Annotated in this window: 25 protein-coding genes; 14 read left to right on the forward strand and 11 right to left on the reverse strand. The window is 69.2% G+C overall.

All coding sequences use genetic code 11. The annotated features are described in order from the left end of the window. Positions 1-78: 78 nt before the first annotated feature. From SK571_RS39580 to SK571_RS39590, 3 genes are read right to left on the reverse strand one after another with little or no spacing between them, the layout of a single operon-like run. Positions 79-522 carry a hypothetical protein gene (locus tag SK571_RS39580; RefSeq protein ID WP_319989246.1) on the reverse strand — a complete coding sequence of 148 codons (444 nt, stop codon included), beginning with the start codon at positions 520-522 and terminating at the stop codon, positions 79-81. After that, entirely contained in the window at positions 500-1,117 is a 618-nt protein-coding gene (locus SK571_RS39585; protein WP_319989247.1) for an RNA polymerase sigma factor, read from the reverse strand. The genes SK571_RS39580 and SK571_RS39585 overlap by 23 nt, the downstream gene beginning before the upstream one ends. A 54-nt stretch (positions 1,118-1,171) precedes the next feature. Then, on the reverse strand, positions 1,172-2,068 hold the full coding sequence (locus SK571_RS39590; protein WP_319989248.1) for a S8 family peptidase: 897 nt from the start codon (positions 2,066-2,068) through the stop codon (positions 1,172-1,174). On the opposite strand from SK571_RS39590, the gene SK571_RS39595 reads away from it, so the two are divergent. Both SK571_RS39595 and SK571_RS39600 read left to right on the forward strand, forming a co-directional pair. Then, the gene (locus SK571_RS39595) at positions 2,030-2,452 is read left to right on the forward strand and encodes a hypothetical protein (RefSeq protein ID WP_319989249.1); all 423 of its coding nucleotides are present in this window, start codon (positions 2,030-2,032) and stop codon (positions 2,450-2,452) included. The two genes, SK571_RS39590 and SK571_RS39595, sit on opposite strands and share 39 nt — an antisense overlap. After that, complete coding sequence (locus SK571_RS39600) at positions 2,449-5,037, forward strand: CHAT domain-containing protein (RefSeq protein ID WP_319989250.1); 2,589 nt, start codon at positions 2,449-2,451, stop codon at positions 5,035-5,037. Before SK571_RS39595 ends, SK571_RS39600 begins: the two co-directional genes overlap by 4 nt. A 5-nt stretch (positions 5,038-5,042) precedes the next feature. Here the strand turns inward: SK571_RS39600 and SK571_RS39605 are convergent, their stop codons facing one another. Then, a complete protein-coding gene (locus tag SK571_RS39605) occupies positions 5,043-5,828 on the reverse strand; it encodes a hypothetical protein (protein WP_319989251.1) in 786 nt (261 codons plus the stop codon). Positions 5,829-5,923: 95 nt separating this feature from the next. Between SK571_RS39605 and SK571_RS39610 the strand changes: the two genes are divergently transcribed. Beyond that, positions 5,924-7,459 (forward strand): FAD-binding oxidoreductase, encoded by a 1,536-nt coding sequence (locus tag SK571_RS39610; RefSeq protein ID WP_319989252.1) that lies wholly within the window; start codon positions 5,924-5,926, stop codon positions 7,457-7,459. Here SK571_RS39610 and SK571_RS39615 read toward each other — a convergent pair. Beyond that, positions 7,440-7,712, reverse strand: coding sequence for a YggT family protein (locus SK571_RS39615; RefSeq protein WP_319989253.1), 273 nt, complete (start codon positions 7,710-7,712; stop codon positions 7,440-7,442). The genes SK571_RS39610 and SK571_RS39615 overlap by 20 nt on opposite strands. Positions 7,713-7,795: 83 nt before the next feature. Between SK571_RS39615 and SK571_RS39620 the strand changes: the two genes are divergently transcribed. The 4 genes from SK571_RS39620 to SK571_RS39635 all read left to right on the forward strand — a co-directional run bounded on the left by SK571_RS39620 (position 7,796) and on the right by SK571_RS39635 (position 9,992). Continuing rightward, complete coding sequence (locus SK571_RS39620; RefSeq protein WP_319989254.1) at positions 7,796-8,125, forward strand: TfoX/Sxy family protein; 330 nt, start codon at positions 7,796-7,798, stop codon at positions 8,123-8,125. Then, positions 8,122-8,946, forward strand: coding sequence for a hypothetical protein (locus SK571_RS39625; RefSeq protein WP_319989255.1), 825 nt, complete (start codon positions 8,122-8,124; stop codon positions 8,944-8,946). Before SK571_RS39620 ends, SK571_RS39625 begins: the two co-directional genes overlap by 4 nt. Before the next feature lie 136 nt (positions 8,947-9,082). Continuing rightward, positions 9,083-9,526 (forward strand): nucleoside deaminase, encoded by a 444-nt coding sequence (locus SK571_RS39630; protein WP_319989256.1) that lies wholly within the window; start codon positions 9,083-9,085, stop codon positions 9,524-9,526. A 22-nt stretch (positions 9,527-9,548) separates the two neighbouring features. Continuing rightward, positions 9,549-9,992, forward strand: a complete 444-nt coding sequence (locus SK571_RS39635; RefSeq protein ID WP_319989257.1) for a Rossmann-fold NAD(P)-binding domain-containing protein — start codon at positions 9,549-9,551, stop codon at positions 9,990-9,992. Here the strand turns inward: SK571_RS39635 and SK571_RS39640 are convergent, their stop codons facing one another. From SK571_RS39640 to SK571_RS39650, 3 genes are read right to left on the reverse strand one after another with little or no spacing between them, the layout of a single operon-like run. Next, positions 9,993-10,355: an STAS domain-containing protein gene (locus tag SK571_RS39640; protein WP_319989258.1), complete on the reverse strand. Its 363-nt coding sequence runs from the start codon at positions 10,353-10,355 to the stop codon at positions 9,993-9,995. A 20-nt stretch (positions 10,356-10,375) separates the two neighbouring features. Then, entirely contained in the window at positions 10,376-11,143 is a 768-nt protein-coding gene (locus SK571_RS39645; RefSeq protein WP_319989259.1) for an iron-containing redox enzyme family protein, read from the reverse strand. Then, positions 11,143-12,210, reverse strand: coding sequence for a carboxylate-amine ligase (locus tag SK571_RS39650; protein ID WP_319989260.1), 1,068 nt, complete (start codon positions 12,208-12,210; stop codon positions 11,143-11,145). Before SK571_RS39650 ends, SK571_RS39645 begins: the two co-directional genes overlap by 1 nt. A 49-nt stretch (positions 12,211-12,259) precedes the next feature. Between SK571_RS39650 and SK571_RS39655 the strand changes: the two genes are divergently transcribed. Continuing rightward, positions 12,260-13,183: a DNA topoisomerase IB gene (locus tag SK571_RS39655; protein ID WP_319989261.1), complete on the forward strand. Its 924-nt coding sequence runs from the start codon at positions 12,260-12,262 to the stop codon at positions 13,181-13,183. Here SK571_RS39655 and SK571_RS39660 read toward each other — a convergent pair. From SK571_RS39660 to SK571_RS39670, 3 genes are read right to left on the reverse strand one after another with little or no spacing between them, the layout of a single operon-like run. After that, the gene (locus tag SK571_RS39660; RefSeq protein ID WP_319989262.1) at positions 13,170-13,601 is read right to left on the reverse strand and encodes a DUF4383 domain-containing protein; all 432 of its coding nucleotides are present in this window, start codon (positions 13,599-13,601) and stop codon (positions 13,170-13,172) included. The two genes, SK571_RS39655 and SK571_RS39660, sit on opposite strands and share 14 nt — an antisense overlap. 42 nt (positions 13,602-13,643) lie before the next feature. Beyond that, positions 13,644-14,363: a SigB/SigF/SigG family RNA polymerase sigma factor gene (locus SK571_RS39665; RefSeq protein ID WP_319989263.1), complete on the reverse strand. Its 720-nt coding sequence runs from the start codon at positions 14,361-14,363 to the stop codon at positions 13,644-13,646. A gap of 10 nt (positions 14,364-14,373) precedes the next feature. Further along, complete coding sequence (locus tag SK571_RS39670) at positions 14,374-14,838, reverse strand: SRPBCC family protein (RefSeq protein WP_319989264.1); 465 nt, start codon at positions 14,836-14,838, stop codon at positions 14,374-14,376. Between the two features lie 211 nt (positions 14,839-15,049). On the opposite strand from SK571_RS39670, the gene SK571_RS39675 reads away from it, so the two are divergent. Genes SK571_RS39675 through SK571_RS39700 form a run of 6 tightly spaced genes read left to right on the forward strand, consistent with a single transcriptional unit; the run spans position 15,050 to position 21,750 of the window. Further along, a complete protein-coding gene (locus SK571_RS39675; protein ID WP_442916867.1) occupies positions 15,050-15,826 on the forward strand; it encodes an ATP-binding cassette domain-containing protein in 777 nt (258 codons plus the stop codon). Further along, a complete protein-coding gene (locus SK571_RS39680; RefSeq protein WP_319989265.1) occupies positions 15,823-16,641 on the forward strand; it encodes an ABC transporter ATP-binding protein in 819 nt (272 codons plus the stop codon). Before SK571_RS39675 ends, SK571_RS39680 begins: the two co-directional genes overlap by 4 nt. Continuing rightward, entirely contained in the window at positions 16,638-18,473 is a 1,836-nt protein-coding gene (locus SK571_RS39685; protein WP_319989266.1) for an AMP-dependent synthetase/ligase, read from the forward strand. Before SK571_RS39680 ends, SK571_RS39685 begins: the two co-directional genes overlap by 4 nt. After that, positions 18,466-19,353, forward strand: a complete 888-nt coding sequence (locus SK571_RS39690) for a branched-chain amino acid ABC transporter permease (RefSeq protein ID WP_319989267.1) — start codon at positions 18,466-18,468, stop codon at positions 19,351-19,353. Before SK571_RS39685 ends, SK571_RS39690 begins: the two co-directional genes overlap by 8 nt. Next, positions 19,350-20,450, forward strand: coding sequence for a branched-chain amino acid ABC transporter permease (locus SK571_RS39695; protein WP_319989268.1), 1,101 nt, complete (start codon positions 19,350-19,352; stop codon positions 20,448-20,450). The genes SK571_RS39690 and SK571_RS39695 overlap by 4 nt, the downstream gene beginning before the upstream one ends. Before the next feature lie 13 nt (positions 20,451-20,463). Next, positions 20,464-21,750 (forward strand): ABC transporter substrate-binding protein, encoded by a 1,287-nt coding sequence (locus tag SK571_RS39700; protein ID WP_319989269.1) that lies wholly within the window; start codon positions 20,464-20,466, stop codon positions 21,748-21,750. Positions 21,751-21,824: the final 74 nt, after the last annotated feature.

Raw genomic sequence — 21,824 nt, forward strand, 5'->3', positions numbered from 1 at the left:
CGAATTCTGAGCGTCGACAACCCTACTGGCCGCGGATGTAGACCGAACGAATGAATTGCGCCATCACACGAATGTCAGTCATAGGATGAACCAATCGGTGCAACCACTGGCGAACCGGAACTTCACCGGTCCTCGCGGCGCGACCCCCATCACGAACATCCCCAGTTCGTCGACCGTCGCGGTCTCGTGGTCGCCGTTCGGCGTCACCAGCGTGACCGGGCCGGTCGCCGGCATCAGCTGGCCGGTCACCCCCGCCGCGGACACCTCGACCTGCAGCATCACGCCGTCCGCGTCGAACACCAGCTGCCGCGCCGTGGCCGTGGACCGCGCACGGGCGAACAGCGTGTCGTCCAGCACGGAGTCGTACGACGTGATGAGCATCAGCTCCTCGTCGATGTTCCGCCAGGTGAACGCGGCCTTCGCGGCCTCCACGAACTCCGGCGGGACGTCGTCCTGGGGTGTGCTCAACGCGTCGCGCAAGGCGTCGAGCAGTACTTCGTCACTGTCCCAGTCGTGCCGCACCCAGCACACCTCCTCTCTTCGCCGGCGAGCCCAGGAAGGCCGAGATCGCAGGGGTCTTGCGCAACTTCTCCAGGCAACGTATCCGCGTCGGGCCGATGCTGCCGACCGGCATCGCGAGCTCTTCGCTCACGACCTGGTAGCTCGGCGGCGGGTCCGTCATCAGCTTCTGCAGCAACCGCTTGCACTGGTCCGTGAGCTCGGCGAACCCGTCGCGCAACGCCTGCCGCCGCTCCACCGCCAGCAGGTCCGCCTCCACGTCCGCGTCCGCCTGCTCCGACTCCAGCGCGTCGGACTCCGACAACGGGTCGTAGAGGTGCGTCCGCTGCTGCACGCGCAGCACGCGCAGGCATTCGTTGCGGGTGGTCGTCATGATCCAGCCCGGCAGCGCCTCCGGCTCGCGCAGTCGTCCGATCTGCTCCACGAGCCGAAGCCACAGCGTCTGGTTCACGTCGGCCGCATCCGAAGGGCGCAGCCGGTGCTTGTAGATCACCGACACCACCAGCGGCGTGTAACGGTCCACGATCTCGTTCCACGCCGACTGATCGCCCTCGGCCGCCGCGCTCACGAGCGCGGCGATCGGGGATGCAGAACTCACGTCGACTCCTTGCGGTCACAACTGGCGGAGGCGGAGGTTGCCTCCCAGATACAACTATTTGACGAAAACTCCGTAGCCGGGGTGGAACTCCGGCCCCGCCAGCAGCTTGTCACGCGCCTGACGTGCGTCGATGCCGTCCGAGACCATCGTGGCGGCGATCCGGCCGGTGACCAGGGGAGCGGCGAACGACGTGCCGTACCAGTACGCCCACAGCGCGAACGGCGTAGCCGCGGCCTCGCCGGGCAGCTGCCACTCGCCCTTGAGGTAGGTCGACGCCCGGTTGCCGATCGCGCACGCGTCGACCCAGTGACCGAAGTTCGAGTAGAAGGCGGGGCCGATCGACCCGTCCCGCTCCTGCTGGGCGGCGGCGACGGCGGTGACCCCGCACAGCGCGGCGGGCCAGCTCGGCCGCTGCGTGCCCTGGTTGCCGGCGGAGGCGACCACGACGATGTCGTCGGGCAGCGCCTCGATCGTGCGCCGCAACGGTTCTGAGGCGACGTCGTCCGCGGTGAAGCAGCCGAGCGACAGGTTGAGCACGTTGATCTTCTTCCGGCCCAGCTCGGTGATCTTGCGGCAGATCCGTTCCTCGTCGCCGAAGCCGTTCGGGTCGAGGCCGATCTCCGGGTCGAAGGTGACGCCGGGCGCCGCGTTCTGGATGACGCCCGCGACGAACGTGCCGTGCCCGCCCTGCAGCGCGAAGTGGTCGCCGCTGCTGTAGGCGGCGTCGACGTCGTCGGCCTCCTTGGCGTAGCGGCCGTCGAACCAGTCGGAGTGGTCGCTGTCGGCGCCCGAGGAGATGCCGGTGTCGATGATGCCGACGCGGACGTCCTTGAGGCGCTCGTCGAACTTCGGCGCGGAGACCGGGTCGGCCGGGTGGGGCCGGTCGCCGGGGTTGCCCATGACGAGGCCGCCGTGACCGACGATCACGTGGTGCGGCTGCACCAGCGGCACGCGCTCGTTCGGCCAGTTCCGCTGGTCGCGCAGCAGGCGGACAATGCGGGGAATGTCCTCCGCGTTGTCCGGCAACGTCAATCGTGCCAAACCGGCGAATCCTTCGCCTGGCCGGGCGATGATGTTGTTTTCCCGGAGCTTTTCGACCACGCGTTGTTCGTCCTCGGCGGCGACGAGCAGCTGGCCGGGTCGATAAAGGAATTCACGCCCGCGTTCGGCGTGGAAGCTGATGGTCTTGTCGTCGGCGATGAGCTGCAGGAAAGCTCTTTGGTAAAGCTCCGCGCTTTCTGGCGTTTTCGACACCACGGCCTCACTAAAGCAGCGTTGACGGGCACCCCGACCGAGCTTGATCAAGCTACCACAGCGGATAAAGTGTTGCCGTGACCGACTTTTGTGCGGAGGACGCGCTGGAGGCCAGGCAGCGCAACCCGCGCGCGGCCGTGGAGATGGCCCGCGCTGTCCTTCGCGCGACGGAAGATCGTTCGGAATGGTCGATCGCCGAGCGCGCGATCGGCCTCGCGTTGCGGGAGATGCACGACTTCCCCGGCGCGGCCCGGCACCTCCGCCGCTCGATCAGGATCGCCTCCGAGGCGTCGCTGCCCCGGTTGGCCGCGCTGGCCCAGATGAGCCTGGCGTGGGTGCTCGCCTACACGGGCAGGCAGAAGGCCGCGCTGACGTTGCTGGACGACGCCATGCCGGAGCTGACGGGCGCGGACTCGGTGGCCGCGCTGATGCAGCGCGGCGTCGTCTTCCACTACCTGACCCGCTACGACGACGCGCAGCGCGACTACACGGCGGCCATCGCCGGTGCGCGCCGCGTCGGGGACCAGCTGGTCCAGGCGCGCGCTCTCAACAACCGCGGCCTCGTGCGCGCGTACGTGGGGAACATGCGTGAGGCGTCGGCCGACTTCTCGCTGGCGGCGTCCCTGCTGGGCGAGCTCGGCCAGGAACTCGGTGTCGCCGACGTGCACTGGAACGCCGGCATCATGGCGACGCGCGGCGGCGACGTGCCCGCCGCGCTGACGTTGTTCGACAAGGCGGAGGAGGTGTACCGCCGCCTCGACGTGATGCGCCCGGTGCTGCTGGTCAACCGGTTGGAGCTGCTCGTCTCGGTGCCGCTGCTGGACGAGGCCCGCGCCGCGGCCGACCGCGCGATCACCGAGCTGAAGACCCTGAAGAACCCGCTGGGCGTCTCCGAGGCCCTGTACTTCCGCGCCCGGATCGCCCTGCTGGACGACGATCCTTCCGCGGCGCATTCGTTCGCCGCCGAGGCACGCCGCCGTTTCCGGCGCGAGCAGCGCCTGCTGTGGGCGGCTGGTGCGCGCTACCTGGAACTGCACGCGGCCGTGCTGCGCGGCGACCGCTCGCGTCCACTGCGCCTGGCGCTGTCCCGGGTCGCCACCGAGCTGGACGCGATGGACTGGCGGCTGCCCGCGCTGGAGGCCCGCATCGACGCGGGCCTGGTCGCCGCGGACCTGGGCCACCGCGTGCGTGCCGTCGCGGAGCTGTCGGTGGCGGCCGGTGCGCGGTTGCGCGGCCCGGCCGGTCTGCGCGTGCGCGGCTGGTACGCGGAAGCGTTGCGCCGCAAGCTCTCCGGCGACGTCCGGGGGACCTCGTCCGCTCTCCGGCGCGGCATCGGCCTGCTGGACGAGTACCGGGTGTCCCTGGGCGCCGCCGAACTGCGCGCGTCGGCCGGCGTGCAGGGCCAGGCCCTCGCGCTGGAGGGCCTGCGGCTGGCCGTCGCCTCCGGCAACGCCGCCCGCGTGCTGTCGTGGACCGAGAGCTGGCGCGCCGGCGCGCTGCGGATGAAGTCCGTGTCGCCTCCCGACGATCCACGCCTGGAGGACGCGCTGGCGTCGTTGCGCGCCGTGGCGGCCGACGTGGAGTCCGCCGTGCTGGCCGGAAAACCCGCGGGCGCCCTGCGAGCCCAGCTGGTGCGCGCCGAGCAACGCGTCCGCGACCTGACCCGCCAGGTGTCGGGCGAGGTCTCCGTCTTCAAGCCGCCGTCGGTCCCGTCCCTGGTCTCCGCCCTGGGTTCGTCGGCGCTGATCGAGTTCGTGGAGGACGACGGCACGCTGATGGCCGTCGTCCTGGCCGGCGGCCGCGCCTCCCTGCACTCCCTGGGACCGGCGGAGGGCGTGGTCCGCGAGATCCGCCTGCTCCGCTTCGCCCTGCACCGCCTGGTCACCCTGCCGCCCAACCTGCCGAACCTGGCCGTGGCCCGCTCGTCGGCGTCCCACGCCGCCGCACTGCTGGCCCGCCGCCTGCTGGACCCGCTGGCCTCCCGCATCGACGGCCGCCCGCTGGTCGTCGTGCCCACCGGCGCGCTGAACGGCCTGCCGTGGGCGGTCCTGAACCGCCAGGTGACGGTCGCGCCGTCCGCGTCCGTCTGGCTGCGCGCCACCTCGGTGCCGGACGCCTCGGGCGAGTCCGTGCTGGCCGCGGGCCCGCGCATGGCCGCGGCCCCCGCCGAGATCAAGGCCATCAGCGCCCACGTGCCGGGCCGCGTCCTGGTCGGCGGCGAGGCGACGGTGAGCGCCGTGGCGTCCGCAATGGACGGTGCCGCGCTGGCCCACATCGCCGCCCACGGCTCGTTCCGCGTCGACAACCCGCTGTTCTCCGCTTTGGAGCTGGCCGACGGGCCGTTGACCGTCTACGACATCGAACGCCTGCGTCAGCCGCCTACGCTGGTCGTGCTGTCAGCGTGCGACACCGGGCAGTCGGCCGTTCGTCCTGGTGACGAGTTGATGGGGTTCACGGCGGCGCTTCTCGGGCTGGGCACGCGGACGTTGATCGCGCCTGTGGTGCCGGTGCCCACCGACGGAACTGCGCCGGTCATGGTGGAGCTGCACCAGAAGCTGGCTGCAGGGATGGCTCCGGCCGAGGCTTTGGCTGCGGTCCAGCGTGCCGCTGTGGACGACGCGGCTTACGCGGCCGCCGTCGGCTTCGTCTGCTTCGGCGCGGGCTAGTGGTCCTACTTCGGTGGCGGCGTGCTGTAGAGGACCAGTGCGCTTTCGCCGGAACAGCCGATCTCTCCCGGCTGGGTCTGCACGCGCGGCGGGTACCAGGCCTCGACCGTTCCGTCGGCGAGCCGCACCCCGTTGAGGCAGGAGCCACCGCCACCGGCGACGATGCCGACGGCGCCGTCCTTGACGAAGGCGTCGAGGCGGGGCTCGACCCAGGGCAGCTTGGTCTCCGAGTCCACCGGCACCGGCGGCAGCTTCGCGCGCAACGCCGCGAGCACCTCGTCCGCCGTCGGGTTGGGCGGCAGTGAGGTGAGGATCGTCTTGAAGGCTTCGAGGTAGTCCTCCGGCACGCCTGTGCGCTGGGCGGGCGGCGGGACGACCGGCCGCGCGCCGGCCGGGCAGCGGACCCGGTCGGGGCCACCGCCGGTGACGCCGTAGTGGTTGAAGCCGGCTAGGTAGCAGGCGGTCACCGGATCCTCGTCCCAGAGCCGGAAGCTCGGCGGGGACTCGGAGGTGCCGGGGTCGTGGACGCGGAGGAGCAGGCTGGCGTGCACCTTCTGCGGGTCGCTGGTCGGGCTGTCGGTGATCTCCAGGACCGCGAAGTACTTCTGGTCGGTGTTGCCCCACAGCGCGGAACGGGCGTAGGCGTTGGCGTCGGTGCCGCGCGGGTAGCCGATGCGCTCGGCGACCTGTCTGGCTTTCTCGTCGGTGGCCCTGTTGCCGTCCGGTTGGGCGGCGAAGTACGCGGTGACCGCGAGCGCCATCACCAGAAGTGCTATCCCCCAGGACTTCATGACGGTGACGCTAGCCGGACGACCATCGCGGGCGCGCGAGTAGATGTACTCAAGGTCATTCCAGAACGATGGCGTTTCGCTTATGGTTGCTCGCCATGACAACGAGGTCGTGGTGGGGCTGGGGCAACGTCGAGGACGCCGTCACCCCGGAGGAACGCCGTGCGCTGGTCGAGCGGGTCCGGGCGGTGCTGCCGGACGCGGACCTGACGTTCCACTCGCCGCCGGACCCTGCCTCGCTGGAGGTGCCGGAGTCCCGCATCCAGCCGCCGGGCGAGATCTACTCGACCGATCCCGTCGACCGGCTCGCGCACGCTCGCGGCCAGGCCTACCGCGACGTCACCCGCAACCTCGCCGGCGACGTCGGCCAGCTGCCCGATGCCGTCGCCCGTCCGCGCACCGAGCAGGACGTCGTCGACGTGCTCGACTGGTGTGGGTCGAACGGCGTGGCGGTGATTCCCTTTGGCGGCGGCACTTCCGTGGTCGGCGGCGTTGAGCCGCGCGACCTGGACCGCGCCGTGACTATGGACCTGCAACGTCTGGACCGGGTGCTGGAAGTCGACCCGACCAGCCGTGCCGCCCGCATCCAGGCGGGGGTGCTGGGGCCGTCGCTGGAGGCCCAGCTCAAGCCGCACGATCTGACGTTGCGGCACTTCCCGCAGTCGTTCGAGTTCTCGACGCTCGGCGGCTGGCTCGCCACGCGCGCGGGCGGCCACTACGCCACGCTCTACACGCACGTCGACGACCTGACCGAGTCGCTCAGGGTCGTGACGCCCCAGGGGATCAGCGAGTCGCGGCGGTTGCCGGGGTCGGGTGCGGGGCCGTCGCCCGACCGGCTCTTCCTGGGCTCCGAAGGCACACTGGGTGTGATCACCGAGGCGTGGATGCGCCTCCAGGAGCCGCCGGCGCACCGGGCGGGGGCCTCGGTGCGGTTCGCTTCGTGGGAACGGGCCGTCGAGGCGACTCGGCTGATCGCGCAGTCCGGGTTGTATCCGGCGAACTGCCGATTGCTGGACCCGGCGGAGGCGTTCCTCAACGCCGGCTCGGCACAGGCCGTGCTGGTGCTGGCTTTCGAGTCCGCGGACCACCCGGTCGACGTGAAACTCGCGCGAGCGCTGGAGCTCTGCGGTGGTGGCGAGGTCGTCGAGGGTGCGGCGCAGCAGTGGCGGAAGTCGTTCCTGCGCATGCCTTATCAGCGTGACGCGATGGCCCAGCACGGGATGATCACCGAGACGTTCGAGACGGCCTGCACGTGGGACCGTTTCCCCGAGTTGCACGCGACGGTGACGGAGGCGGCGACCAGGGCGCTGCGGGAGATGTGCGGCATCGGCGTCGTCACGTGCCGCTTCACCCACGTCTACCCGGACGGCCCCGCGCCCTACTACGGCATCTACGCGCCGGGGCGCTGGGGCGGCCTCACCGCGCAGTGGGACGAGATCAAGGCCGCGGTCTCCGAGGCGCTCATCGCGTCAGGCGGCACGATCACGCACCACCACGCCGTCGGCCGCGACCACATGCCCTGGTACACGCGCCAACGGCCGGACGTCTTCGGCGCGGCCCTGTCCGGTGCCAAGGCCGCGCTGGATCCTCAGGGCCTGCTCAACCCCGGTGTCCTCACGCCACGACCGACCTGAGGATCAGCGCCGCGATGAACACCAGCGTGAACGCCAGGTCGAGCCCGAACCCGCCGAACCGCACCGGCGGCAGCACCTTGCGCACCGGCGCCAGCACCGGCTCGGTGACGCCGTGGGTCACCCGGCGCACCTTCCACACCCAGTCGCCGCGCGCCTGGAAGGTGACCGCCCAGTCCACGATCATCCGGCCGATCATCACGAGGATGAACAGCGTCAAGAGCCAGTAGAGCAGCCAGCCGACCAAGCCGAACAAAATGGCCTCCTTCGTCCTGTACGTCCATGAAGCCACACGAAACTGAGAGGCGCCTGGCAACTCGCTGAGACAGTATTCAGCGTGTGGCGTACGACGAGGGCCTGGCCCACCGTCTGGGCGAGTCGCTGGGCGACCTCCCGGACCTGAGCACGAAGAAGATGTTCGGCAGCCTGGTGTTCATGTGGCGCGGAAACATGCTGGTAGGAGTGCTGAACTCCGACCTGATAGCGCGCGTGGGGCCCGAGGCGCAGGCCGACGCGCTGGCCCAGCCGGGCGCCCGCGTCTTCGACTTCACCGGACGGCCGATGAACGGCTGGGTGGTCGTCGCCGGGGAGGCCGTGGCGGAGGACGAGGCGCTGGACGACTGGATCGCGCGCTGCCGCGAGTTCGTGGAAGCGCTGCCGCCGAAGTGACCCTGGTCGAACGGGTCCGGGAGGCGCTGAGCGGGTTCGGCCCGATGCGCGAGGTCGAGATGCCCGGCGGCGTCGTGTTCGAGTGGGACGGCGACGCGCTCGCCGGCGTCGAGAACGGCGTGCTGCGGGTGCGCGTCGAGGACGGCTGGGCGGCTGTGCCGGACCACGCCGACTTGTCCGACGTGACCCGTCGTGCGGCCGACGTCGTGATCGCCGAGTGCGTGGCCAGGTGGCACGAGGATCTCCGGGCGCTCGGGCCGGACGCACACCGGGCCATGCTGGCACTGGTCCACCACGACCCGGAACGCGAGCAACTGCAACGAATCCTGCTCGGCTGCACGACGAAACCCGAGCTGCGCGAGCTCGCGGTCACCTGTCTGGGGCACATGGGCAGGCTCGACCGCGAGGTGCTGCCCGAGGTGGTGGCGCGGCTGGAAGAACTGCTCGACGATCCCGAGCTCGGAGGCGCCGCCGAGGACGCGCTGGACGAGATCGAATCTCGGGTCTACCCGTTCCGGCTCTGGCGGCGGCACTCGGTGCCGTGGGTGATTCTGGCGCCACCGGGCGACGCCGAGATCGCTCGGCAACTCGCTCTCGTAGGGGACCCCGACGTGGTGGTCGTGGTCCCGCACGCCGAGACGCTGCCCTCGTTGCCGGAGCATGTGAGGAAGCTCTGCAAGGAAGTAGCGGAGCGCACGCACGGGGACCCTGGGTTGCACTTCGTTCTCGAGTACAACGGCGACATCGTCGCTCTCCAACCGCTGTTGCACGACGAGGACCAGACCGCTGTGTTCGAGGAGCCCTACCTGCTCGTCTGGTGAGCTGCCGGCGACGCCCGGCTCTTCGACCCACACGGGAAGTACACAAAGGACAGTGCGACGCAGGCCAAGGAGGAGAACGACCCAGGGCGGCACGTCGACGACCGTGAAGTCGTTCGGACGAAGTAGCGTCAAGTGCATGACTGCTGAAGAAATGCTGGCTGTCGCCTCCGAAGAGGCGCGGATGGGACTCGCCGAAGGCGGAATCCCCATCGGCGCGGCACTCTTCGACGGCGACGGCCGTCTGCTGGGCCGCGGCCACAACCGCCGCGTGCAGGACGGCGACGCCTCGATGCACGCGGAGACCTCGGCCTTCCGCAACGCCGGCCGCCAGCGCAGCTATCGCGGCACCACGATGGTCACCACCCTGTCGCCGTGCTGGTACTGCAGCGGCCTGGTCCGCCAGTTCGGCATCTCGCACGTCCTGATCGGCGAGGCCACGACGTTCCACGGCGGACACGACTGGCTGGCGGAGCACGGCGTCGGCATCACCGTCGTCGAGGACCCGGCGCTGATCGAGCTGATGACGACGTTCATCGCCGAACGCCCCGAACTCTGGTTCGAGGACATCGGCCAGGACTAGTCGCGGCACTATCGTGGGACGCATGGCTGCAGTGCTGATCACCGGCGCGACCGAGGACGCGGAGATCGCGCGCCGGCTCGTTCTCGCCGGTCACACCGTCCGGTTCGCGCCACTCGACGGCGCCTCGGCCGAGTCCCTGGACTCGCTCGACGTGCTGGTCAACACCGGCGGAGCCGGGGAGGAGACGTTCGAGGGCGCCGTCGAGGGCACCGCGCGCGTCCTGCAGACCTACCTGCCGCTGCTGGAACGGTCCGCCTCCGCCGTCGTGGTGAACGTGAGCGGCCCCCAGGACTCGCCGTCGGCGGCAGCGGTCAACCTCGTCACCGTGCAGTACGCGAAGACGTTCCCGCGGATGCGCATCAACGCCGTCGAGCAGGACATCGGCGCCATCGTGAAGATGGCGCAGATCGGACAGGACGGGCCGACCGGCGCCTACTTCGACGCGACGGGCGCCCCGCCCTGGTGATCAGGACGAGAAGCGCTGCGCCGCCTCGTCCACCGACCTCACGATCGTGAACACCGCGTCGAGCCCGGTCGCCTCGATGGGACGCAACGCGGCCCGGGTGGACGCCACCACCACGAACTCGACGCCGGTCTTCGACGCGCGCTGCTGTCCCAGGACCAGGGCCTCCAGCCCGGCGGACCCCAGGAACCGGACGCCGCCGAGGTCCACGACGACGGCCCGCAGGCCTTCCGTCACGTGGTTTTCCAGCGGGCCGGTCAGCGAACCGCTGGAAGTGGTGTCGAGCTCACCGGACACGCGCAGCACGACCACGTCGGGCGTGAGCCGGTCGACGACCACGGTGGCCAGAGCAGTGGGGTCAGGCACGTGATCTCCTTCGTCAGCTGTCAGCACCCCACGTTAGCCCGGCTGGAAAGCTGCGGTCGACGGCCCCTCAGCGAGGTGCGACCCGCCCGCAGGGAAGCCTGGACGTGCTGAGTGAGGCGGGCGTGCAGTTCGTGGCACGCGGTGAAGCCGAGGCGGACGTCCTCCGGCGGGCACTGGACGGGCAGCAGTTGCGCGAACGGGTCGCCGCCGATCGTGTCGACCGCGGTCAGGAAGCCGACGAGGGCCCCGACGAGCCGGCGGTGCAGGCCGAACAACGACAGCGCGTTCGCCAGTGCGAGGGTCGGGGCGGGCATCTCGTCCACCCCCGCGAACGGGTCCAGGTCGCGCAGCGTCACGGTGAACAGCACCGAATGGGTGCGCGCCGAGCGCGTGCCGTAGGCGTCGCCGTGGATGTCGCGCAGCACCGAGCGCATCTCGCGGCGCGGCTGCCAGAACGCGTGGTGCCTGTCCAGCTCGGCACGTCCCTCGTCCGGCAGCGCGGCGGGGGAGGTGACCTCGGTCAGCGACCGCAGCGCCTCCTCCCAGCGGGCTTCCAGTGCCGCGTGGAACTGGGCCAGCGCCGGGTGGTCCTCCCAGCCGGTGGCGACGTCGTCGAAGCCGCGCATCCGCAGCTCGTAGCAGATCCACAGCGACAGCTGCAGGTCGTCGTCCTGCCAGGCTTCCCTGGTGCCGCCGCTGACGAGCAGCGCGGGCCGCGGCGAGGGCGGCAGGCGCAGCGCTGTGACCAGGGCTGAACTCATGTGGCCGCGGGGAGCGGGGAGGCGCATCAGGTTTCCTCACGCGTTCGGGCGATCAGCGTGTCCACAAGGGACTCGGGGTCCGGGCAGCGTCGTTGCCGAGTGGCACCGCAGCCGTTGTGGCGCAACCAGTCCAACTGCTGCTCCACAGTAGACAGAGTGCCGCGATCGCGCAGCGCGACCGAGACGTGCTCCACGAGCGACACCGCCCGGTCGAACGCGGGGGAGAGTTTTCCGGTGTGTGGATCGGCGGCCAGTCCGTCGACCCCGTCGCGCGACGCCCGCCAATATGCCGCCAGCAGCACGGAGTCGTCCACCCGCTGTTCGGAGGGTTCCGTCACGACGAGGGCCCGGATCAGCTCGGCGAGGACCGCGACTTCCGTTGCCAGCTGCGGGATGTCCGCGACGCGCACCTCGACCGTCGGATGATCGGCCGACGGGCGGACGTCCCAGTACACCATCGCCCTGTCCATCAACGCTTCCGAGCTGATCAGCGCCTCGACGGCCCGGTCGTAGTCGGCGGGACCGTGCCAGTGCGGCGGCGGCCCGCTCACCGGCCAGCGCGACCACACCATCGACCGCCAGCTGGCGTACCCGGTGTCCTCTCCCTGGTAGTACGGGGAGTTCGCGCTCAGCGCCAGCAACGTCGGCAGCCACGCACGCAGCTTGTTCGAGGCCTCCAGCGCTTCGGACTCCGAGGAGACGCCTACGTGGACGTGCAGTCCGCAGGCACCCGTTCCGGTCACGAGCCTCCGATGGGAGTACTCGATCCGGTGATAGCGGGGGTCATCCGATCCGGGAGGGGGTCCGGCTTCGCCGATCGGCGGCATGCCCGTCGCCACGAGCCGGCACCCCGCCTCGTCGGCGGCGTCCACGAGCACCCGGCGGCCGAGCCGGACCTGCTCGGACAGCTCGTCGAACGAGGAGGTGACGCCGGTGGCGATCTCGATCTGGAACGGCGTGAGCTCGCCCTGCACGTCGAGGTCTCCCGGCGCGCTGGAGATCTCCCTGACCCGGGGTGCCAGTGCTACGGGCCGCCGCGAATCGGGATCCACGAGGAGGAACTCCTGTTCCACACCGACCGTGTAGTGATTCATCGGCGAGCGGGTACCCGCGTTCCATGCTGATCAATCCCGGAGTGGCCACATGAGACTGCGGCGCAGCATCACCGCAGGTCCAGGCTGGACGCGGCGCAGACACGGCAAGGGATTCCGGTACCTCGACGCCGAGGGCGGGGCCTTGTCCGCGAGCGACGTCGAGCGGGTGAAGGCCCTCGTCATCCCTCCCGCCTGGCGCGACGTGTGGATCTCACCGCACCCGAACGGCCACATCCAGGCCGTCGGGTACGACGACGCCGGCCGCCGCCAGTACCTCTACCACGACAAGTGGCGGGCCGACCGCGACACGGAGAAGTTCGCCCGCGTGCTGAAGCTCGCCCCGAAGCTCGGGAAGTTCCGCGAGCAGATCGAGAAGGACATGAGGTCGCGCGGCCGGAGGCGGCTGCTCGCCATCTCGCTGCGGATGCTCGACCTCGGCGTCTTCCGCGTCGGCCACGAGGAGTACGCCGAGGAGAACGGCACGCACGGCGTCGCGACCCTGCTCTGCGAACACCTCTCGGTCACCGGCGACCGGATCCGCTTCCGGTTCCCCGCCAAGCACGGTGTCGAGGTGGACCAGGAGATCACCGATCGCGCGCTCGCCAGGGCCGTCCGGTCGCTGCTGCACGACCGGACGCCGGACTGCCGCGTCTTCGACCTCACCGCCGACGACGTCAACGAACGCTTCCGCGAACTGGTCGGCGACGAGTTCAGCGTGAAGGACCTGCGCACCTGGCACGCCACGGTCTTCGCCGCCCAGGCGTTCGCACAGGCCCTGCGCGAACGGGGCAAGCCGTCGAAGCGCGCGATCAGCGCGGTCATGAAGGAGGTCGCGCAGGACCTCGGCAACACGCCGTCCGTGGCGAGGAAGTCCTACGTGGACCCGCGTCTGGTGGAGGCGTTCGAGCACGGCAACGTCATCGGCGCGGGAGACCCGGAACGGGCCGTGCGCACACTGCTCAAGCAGGCTTGACGGCGGCGGCAGCGGCGCGGTCGCACTGGCGGCACCACGCCGCGCCCTGCGCCGTCGCCAGCGAGGCGAACCCGGCGAGGAAGTGCAGCGCGTTCGAACCGGGGTTGACGTTGAGGAAGTTCACGACCTCGTCGTCGTAGCGGGCCAGGCCGAGCCCGAACATCACCAGGAACAGCACCGCCAGCAGCAGCCCGGTCCCGCTCAGCGCCTTCAGACGCGGCACCGCGAACAGCAGGGCGGCGCCGAAGACCAGGTGGATGACGTTCTGCAGCGGGTTGACGCGCAACCCGAGGACCCAGGTGTCGGCCTCGCCCGCGAACTTCGCGAAGCCGGTCACGAAGAACCCGGCCACGCCCCAGAGCACGAGCAGGACCCCGGTGCCGATCGCCAGCTTCTGGGGCCACCGCAACCGGTTCATGACCCCAGTATCGCCAGAACCCGGCATTCCCGCTCGTTCATTTCACTCCTCCGCCAGCAAATCGTGCCGCAGCTGCTCCAGGGACTTGGTGAGCAGGCGCGACACGTGCATCTGCGAGATGCCCACGCGGCGGGCGATCTCCGTCTGGGTCAACCGGCCGAAGAAGCGCAGGACCACGATGGTCCGCTCCCGGCGCGGAAGGCCCCGCAGCATCGGCTGCAGGGCCTCGTGGATCTCCACGCCTTCCAGCGCTGGATCGTCGACGGTCGAGCTCTCCAGTGAGTCGAGAGGCGCGAACGCCACGTTCTTCTCGATGCGCAGGCCCTCGTAGACGTCGCTGAGCGACACCCCGAGGTGCCGGGCGATCTCGGAGGGAGTGGGAGACCGCCCGGTCCTGTGCGAGAGCTCGGCGGTCGCGCCGTCGATGGAGTCGCACAGCTCCTTCAGCCTGCGGGGCACGCGCACCGCCCAGCACTGGTCACGGAAGTGACGCCGCACCTCGCCCGTGATCGTCGGCACGGCGTAGGACAGGAAGTCCGTCTGCCGTGACACGTCGAACCGGTCGATGGCGTTGATCAGTCCGACCGCCGCCACCTGAGCGAGATCTTCCATGGGCTCGCCGCGTTCGCTGAAGCGGCGGGCGATGTGCCGGGCGAGCGGGAGGTACTCGCGCACCAGCTGGTCCCGCAACACGTAGTAACGCGGCGAGTCACGGCTGGTGCGGGCGAGTTCCTCGAACGCCGCGTGCTGGTCTGGCGTCAACGTGCACCGATCAGACCTGTGGGGGCGGCGTCACGTCGCCTCGCCAGGCGCCGGTCTCGGTACCCCGGTTCTCGATGAACTCCTTGAACCGCTTCAGGTCGCCCTCGACCCGGTGGCCGACGACGCCCAGCGCCGCTCCGGCCTTCTCGGTGATGGTCTCCGGGTCGTACTCCATCTGGAGGTGCACCCGAGTCGTGTCGTTGTCCAGGCGGTGGAACGTCACCACGCCACCCTGCGGCGGCCCGTCGACCGTGGTCCACGCGACTCGCTCGTCCGCGTGCTGCTCGGTGATCTCCGCGTCGAACTCGCGGACGACCCCGCCGATCTTCGTGGTCCAGTGGGTCCTGGTCGGCGTGATCTGGTCGATCTTCTCGACCCCGTCCATGAACGCCGGGAAGGATTCGAACTGGGTCCACTGGTTGTAAGCCGTGCTCACGGGCACGTGGACGTCCACCGACTTCTCAATGGTGGTCACGAAACCTCCTCCTTCGATTGGTGTCGGAAGGTGAGTACCCGAGCGACGCCGCGTTACACATCCGACATGTGTCCACTCTGGACGGTCACGCAGAGTGCTCAACCACTTGCCATGTGCACATCACGAAATCACCCACAGTGGTCAAATCGCTCTGTGATCCAAGTCTCATGGGCTGCATACTGCGCGGTATGTCAGGGGCCCATAGGAGGCGCTGGTGCTCGAAGCGAACAACCTCGAGGTTGTCTACGACGACGTGATGCTGGTGCTCCGCGGCGTGAGCCTGCAGGTGCCCCAGGGCAAGGTCGTGGCCCTGCTCGGTGCGAACGGGGCGGGCAAGACGACCCTGATGAGGGCCTTCAGCGGCTTGCTCGACGTGCACGACGGCAAGGTCACCAAGGGCTCGATCACGCTCGACGGTGAACCGATCCACCGCCTCTCACCAGCGAAGATCGCTGACAGAGGTATCAAGCAGGCCCTGGAGGGCCGCCGGATCCTGGCCGAACTGACCGTCGAGGAGAACCTCAAGGTCGGCGGCCACGCGAGACCCAAGCGGCTCAAGCAGAACCTGGACCGCTGCTACGAGCTCTTCCCGCGGCTGCTCGAAAGGCGAAGACAGAGCGCGGGCTACCTGTCCGGTGGCGAGCAGCAGATGCTCTCGATCGGGCGGGCGCTGATGTCGGAGCCGTCCTACCTCCTGCTGGACGAACCCAGCCTCGGCCTCGCGCCGCTGCTGGTCCAGCAGATCCGCGACCTCGTCGTGAAGATCAACGAACAGGGCACCACGGTCCTGCTGGTCGAGCAGAACGCCAGCATGGCGCTCTCCATCGCCGACCACGGCTACGTGCTGGAGACCGGCAAGGTCGTCATGGACAAGCCGGCGGAGGCACTTCTCGCCGACGACGACATCCGCGAGTTCTACCTCGGTCTCGGCACCTCCTCGTTCCGTGCGGTCAAGCACTACAAGCGCAGGAAGCGGTGGCTGTCATGAGTGCCGACGTGCGCACCTCGGCGGAGGCGCCGTCCACCGCCGTGTTGCAGGTCGAGAACGTCCGGCTCGCGTTCGACGGGGTCGTGGCGGTCGACGGGGTGTCGTTCGAGGTCGGCGAGGGCGAGCTCTTCGCCGTCATCGGCCCGAACGGCGCCGGCAAGACGTCCATCTTCAACGTCCTGAGCGGTGTCTACCGGCCGCAGCAGGGCACCGTGCGGTTCCGCGACCTCGACCTGATCGGCATGCGGCCGCACCGCATCGCCGCGCAGGGCATGGCCCGCACGTTCCAGAACATCGAGCTGTTCTCCCACCTCACCGTCGTCGACAACCTCATGCTCGGCCGCCACAACCACATGCGGTACGGCGCGCTGTCGGCGTTCTTCTGGCTCGGCAAGGCCCGTGACGAGGAGCTGAAGAACAGGGCCGCGGTCGAGGAGGTCATCGACTTCCTGGAACTGGAGCAGTGGCGCAGGTTCCCGGTCGGCCTGCTGCCCTACGGCGTGCAGAAGCGCGTCGAACTGGGCAGGGCGCTCGCCATGGAGCCCAAGCTCCTGCTGCTCGACGAGCCGGTCGCCGGCATGAACGTCGAGGAGACGGAGGACATGGCCCGGTTCATCCTCGACGTCCGGGAGGAGCTGAACATCCCGATGATCATGGTGGAGCACGACATGGGTCTCGTGATGGACCTGGCCGACCGCGTGATGGTCATGGACTTCGGCCGCCCGATCCGCACCGGCACGCCCGCGGAGGTGCAGCAGGACCCCGACGTCATCCGGGCGTACCTCGGCGAGCAGCACAAGAGCGTGACGCCATGACCACATCGACGACGACCACGACCGTGGTCACGCGGGTGAAGGACCGCGCCGAGCGCACGCCTGACCAGATCGCGTTGCGCGCCAAGGACTTCGGCATCTGGCAGGAGGTCAGCTGGTCCGGCTACTGGGCGAACGTCGAACTGGTCGGCCACGCGCTGCTCGCGCTGGGCCTGCAGCCGGGGGAGCGGGTGGCGATCCACTCCGAGAACCGGCGCGAGTGGCTCTACGCCGACCTCGGCATCGTCGCCGCCCGGGGCATCACCGTCGGGCTCTACCCGACCAACCCCGCGTCCGAGGTCGCCTACCTCCTGTCCCACTCGGGTTCGCGGATCCTGATCGCCGAGGACCAGGAACAGGTCGACAAGGCGCTGCTGGTGCTGGAGGACACCCCCGACCTGGAGTGGATCGTCTACGTCGAACCCCGCGGCATCAAGGGTCGCTACGACAACCCGAAGCTGCTGGCCTGGGAGGACTTCCTGGCGCTGGGCGCCCAGCACCGCGACTCGTTCCCGGACGAGCTCGCCGAACGCATGGCGGCCGTCGAACCAGACGACGTCATGACGCTCATCTACACCTCCGGCACGACCGGGCCGCCCAAGGGCGCGATGCTCACCGTGGCGAACGTCGAGTTCGCCGTCCACGTCCTGGTGGACGGCGGCGGATTCACTTCGCCACCGCCGTCCTCCTCCGACGTCACGCTGTCCTACCTGCCGCTGTGCCACGTCGCCGAACGCATCTTCACGACGTGGTTCAGCGCCGCCAGCGGCGTGCAGGTGCACTTCGCCGAGTCGATCGAGACGGTGCAGCCGAACCTGCGCGAGGTGCAGCCGACGATCCTGTTCGGCGTACCCCGCATCTGGGAGAAGGTGCTGGCCGGCGTCACGATCGGGGTGTCGTCCGCGTCCTGGCTCAAGCGCACGACGACGAGGTTCTGGCTCAAGCGCGCCGAAGTCATCGGCGAAACGCTGGTGCACAACGGTGGCAGGCACACGGGCAAGAGCCGGGTGGTCTACGCGCTCGGCTGGCTGTTCTGCTTCCGCGCGCTGAAGGCCAGGATCGGCATGCGGCACGTCCGGTACGCGGCCTCGGGTGCCGCGCCGATCGCCCCGGACGTGCTGAAGTTCTTCATGGGCATCGGGGTGCCGATGCACGAGGTCTACGGCATGACCGAGAACACCGCCGTGGCCACGGGAAACCGGCCGGGACGGGTGAAGATCGGCACGGTCGGCGAACCGCAGCCCGGCATCGAGCTGCGCATCGACGAGGAGACCGGCGAGATCCTCACGAGGCACGGCGGCACGTTCGCGGGCTACTGGCGAGATCCCGAGTCCACGCAACGCGTGCTGGACGACGGCTGGCTGCACACCGGCGACGTCGGCGAGTGGGTCGACGGCACGCACGTCAAGATCACCGACCGGATGAAGGACATCATCATCACCGCGGGCGGCAAGAACATCTCGCCGTCCGAGCTGGAGAACGCGCTGAAGACCTCCCCCTACATCAAGGAGGCCGTGGTGATCGGCGACCAGCGGGCCTACCTCGTGGCGTTGATCGGCATCGAGTACGAGACGGTCGGCCACTGGGCGCAGCAACGAAAGATCACTTACACCACCTACCGGGACCTGTCGGAGAAGCCCGAGGTCCAGGAGCTGGTGCAGAAGATCGTGACCGAGGTGAACGGCAGGTTCGCCACGGTCGAGCAGATCAAGAAGTTCCGGATGTTCCCCAAGGAGCTCGACCACGAGGACGGCGAGCTGACCGCGACCCAGAAGGTCAAGAGATCCGCGCTGGGCAAGATGTTCGACGACCTCGTGGAGAGCATGTATGGATGAGTTTCTCCAGTCGTTGATCCGGGGTCTCGGCACCGGGTCGATCTACTCGCTGCTCGCGCTCGGCTTCGTGATCATCTACAAGTCGACGCAGGTGATCAGTTTCGCGCAGCCGGCGTTCATGCTGGCGGGCGCGGTGCTGGTCTCGTACCTCTCGCCCGCGGTGTCGTTCGTCGGGGCGGTTCTCGTCGCCGCCGTGGTGATCGCGGTGCTGGCGCTGGGCGTGGAACGCACGGTGCTGCGGCCGATGGTCGGCAAACCGGTGTTCGTGGTCGCGATCATCACCATCGGCGTGGACGTCGTGGTCAGGGTGGTCACCAACGCGTTCATCGGTCTCGACGTGCGGCAGGTCGGTGATCCGTGGGGGTTGAACACGGTCAGCTTCCTGGGAGCCGAGGTGCAGCAGCGCTACCTCGTGATGATCGCGACGACCGCGGTCGTGACGACGCTGCTCTTCCTGTTCTTCCGCTACTCGCGGATCGGGCTCGCCATGCGGGCGGTGGCCTACGACCAGGAGGTCGCGCTGGCACAGGGCATCTCGGTCGGATCGGTGTTCGCGCTGTCGTGGGCGCTGGCGGGCGGGCTCGCCGCTCTCGCCGGCGTGTTCGTGGCCACGGGCGCCGGTGTCGACCAGCAGCTCTGGATCGTGGCGCTGAAAGCGTTGCCCGCGATCATCCTCGGCGGCCTGGAGTCGTTGGGCGGCGCGGTGGTCGGCGGGCTCGCGGTCGGTGTCGTCGAGTCGCTCGTCGGCACCTACCAGGGCGACTTCGCGCCGTGGCTCGGGTCGAACTTCGCGCTCGTCGCGCCGTACGCCCTGATGCTGCTGGTCTTGCTCGTCAGACCGTACGGACTGTTCGGCAGGAGAGAGGTGGAACGGCTGTGAAGGGTCGTCCTGAGCTGTACACCTCCTACGGGCAGGACATGGGGTTCCTGAACACGCGTCCCAAACGCGCGTGGTCGGGCGGCCTCGTCGTACTTGCCCTGGTCATGCCGTTCATGATCACCGACGACCTGTTGCAGCTGCTCGCGACCGGGTTCGTGGCGGCGATCGGTGCGATCGGGCTGAACATCGCGACGGGGTACGCGGGCCAGGTCTCGCTGGGCCACGCGTTCTTCCTCGCGATCGGCGCGTACACGGCCGCGGCTCTCAGCGGTCCCGAGACCGGGCGGGTGATCGGGTTCGGCATCACGTCGCTGCCGATCTGGCTGCTGGCTTCAGGTCTGGTGGCCGCGTTGTTCGGCGTCCTGGTGGCGCCGGTGGCGGTGCGGTTGCGAGGGCTCTACCTCGCGATCGTGACGCTGGGGCTGGTCTTCCTGGGAGAGCACGTGTTCCGGGAGTGGACGTCGCTGACCGGCGGGCCCGGTGTCGGCCGGCCCGCGGCCGTGCCCGAGCTGTTCGGGGTGCGGCTGGACCAGGACAGCGCGTTGTTCACGGCGGCGCAGCAGTTGTACCTGCTGATGTTCGTGCTGCTGGTGATCTTCGGTGTGCTGGCGCGGAACCTCGTGCGCTCGCGGGTCGGGCGGGCGTTCGCGGCGGTGCGGGACCGGGACCTGGCCGCGTCGGTGATCGGCGTGGACCTGACCAGGTACAAGGTCCTGGCGTTCGCGGTGTCCTCGTTCTACGCGGGTGTCGCCGGCGCGTTGTTGTTCGTGGTGAACGGGTTCTTCGATCCCGGCTCGTTCAGCCTGCTGTTGTCAGTGCAGTACATCGCGATGGTGCTCATCGGCGGCGCGGGCACCATCTCCGGAGCGATCATGGGCGCGCTCTTCATCACTCTGCTGCCACGCATCACCAGGGAACTGCCCGCGGTGCTGCCGTTCATCAGTGGTGACGCGACCGGCGTGATCACGGTCTTCCAGCTGGAAGCCGTGCTCTACGGCGTGCTCATCATCGTGTTCCTCATCGTCGAGCCACGCGGGTTGTTCGGCATCTGGGTCCGCGTCCGCAACTACTGGCGCACCTGGCCGTTCTCGTACTGAGGAGAGAATCTCCATGTCTGGTAAGAGACTTGCAGTCATATTCACCGGGGCGTTGCTCCTCGCCTCCTGTCGAGGTGGGGACGGCGCGGCACCTCAGGAGGGCACGGGCGGCATCAAGGTCGACGCCGGCGTGACGAAGGAGGCGTGCCCCAACGCCGTCGACAAGTCCAAGGGCTGCATCTACCTGGGCACCATCTCGGACCTCACCGAGGGCCCGTTCAAGACGCTGGCCGTGCCGATCACGGACTCGCAGAAGGCGTTCTGGAAGCGCGTCAACGACAAGGGCGGCATCGGCGGCTACGAGGTCGACGTCACCAAGTACGTCAAGGACAACAAGTACAACCCGCAGATCCACAACCAGGTCTACCAGGAGATCAAGGGCAGCGTCCTCGCGCTGACGCAGACGCTGGGCTCGCCCACCACCGTGGCGATCCTGCCGGACCTCGAGAAGACCCCGATGGTCTCCGTGCCGGCGTCCTGGACCTCGTTGTGGGGCCACCAGGAGGTCGTGCTGGAGTCCGGCGCGAACTACTGCGTCGAGTCGATGAACGCCGTCGACTACGCCACCGAGAAGATGGGCGTGAAGTCCGTCATGGCCGTGCACAACGCCGGTGACTACGGCGACGACGCGGCGGCCGGGACGAAGATCGCGGCCGAGAAGCGCGGGCTGACGTTCGAGAACGTGACCACCACGGCCGGCCAGGACAACCAGGGCGGAGCGATCGACGCCGTGGTGTCGAAGAAGCCGGACCTGGTGATCTTGACGACCGGACCGACCGACGCGGCCGTGATCATCGGTCAGGCCGCGGCCCGTGGCTTCAAGGGCAAGTTCATCGGCACCTCGCCGACGTGGAACCCCGGCCTGCTGAAGTCGCCGGCCGCTCCCGCGATCAAGGCGCTGTACATGCAGACCGCGCCGTGGAAGTCGTGGGGCACCGAGTCCGTCGGCCACACCGCGATGCGCGCGGCACTGCCCGGCGTGACGCCGAACGACGGCTACACCGCGGGCTGGGTGTGGGCGTACCCGCTCAAGGCCGCGCTCGAGAAGGCGGCGGCGAACAAGGACCTGACGCGTGCCGGTGTGCTCGCCGCCGTGCGCCAGCTCACGTCCGTGGACTACGAAGGCATGCTTCCTTCGGGTGCAGGCAATTTCTCCGCTTCGCCCCAGGACGCCCTGTTCCGTCAGACGACCCTCTACCGGCCCGACGACGCCGCTCCGACCGGAGTGACGCTGGTGGAGGACTTCTTCACCGGCTCCACGGCAAAAGATTTCAAGTTCGAGAAGCCCTGCTACCAATGAACCGAACGGGTGACACTCGACGCTGAAACCGGACATCGCCGACTAGTCTCGCTGCTGAGGCTTGGGTAGGAGGT

It is taken from the genome of Lentzea kristufekii (assembly GCF_033949925.1).
In the GTDB taxonomy this organism is placed as follows: Bacteria; Actinomycetota; Actinomycetes; order Mycobacteriales; family Pseudonocardiaceae; genus Lentzea; species Lentzea kristufekii.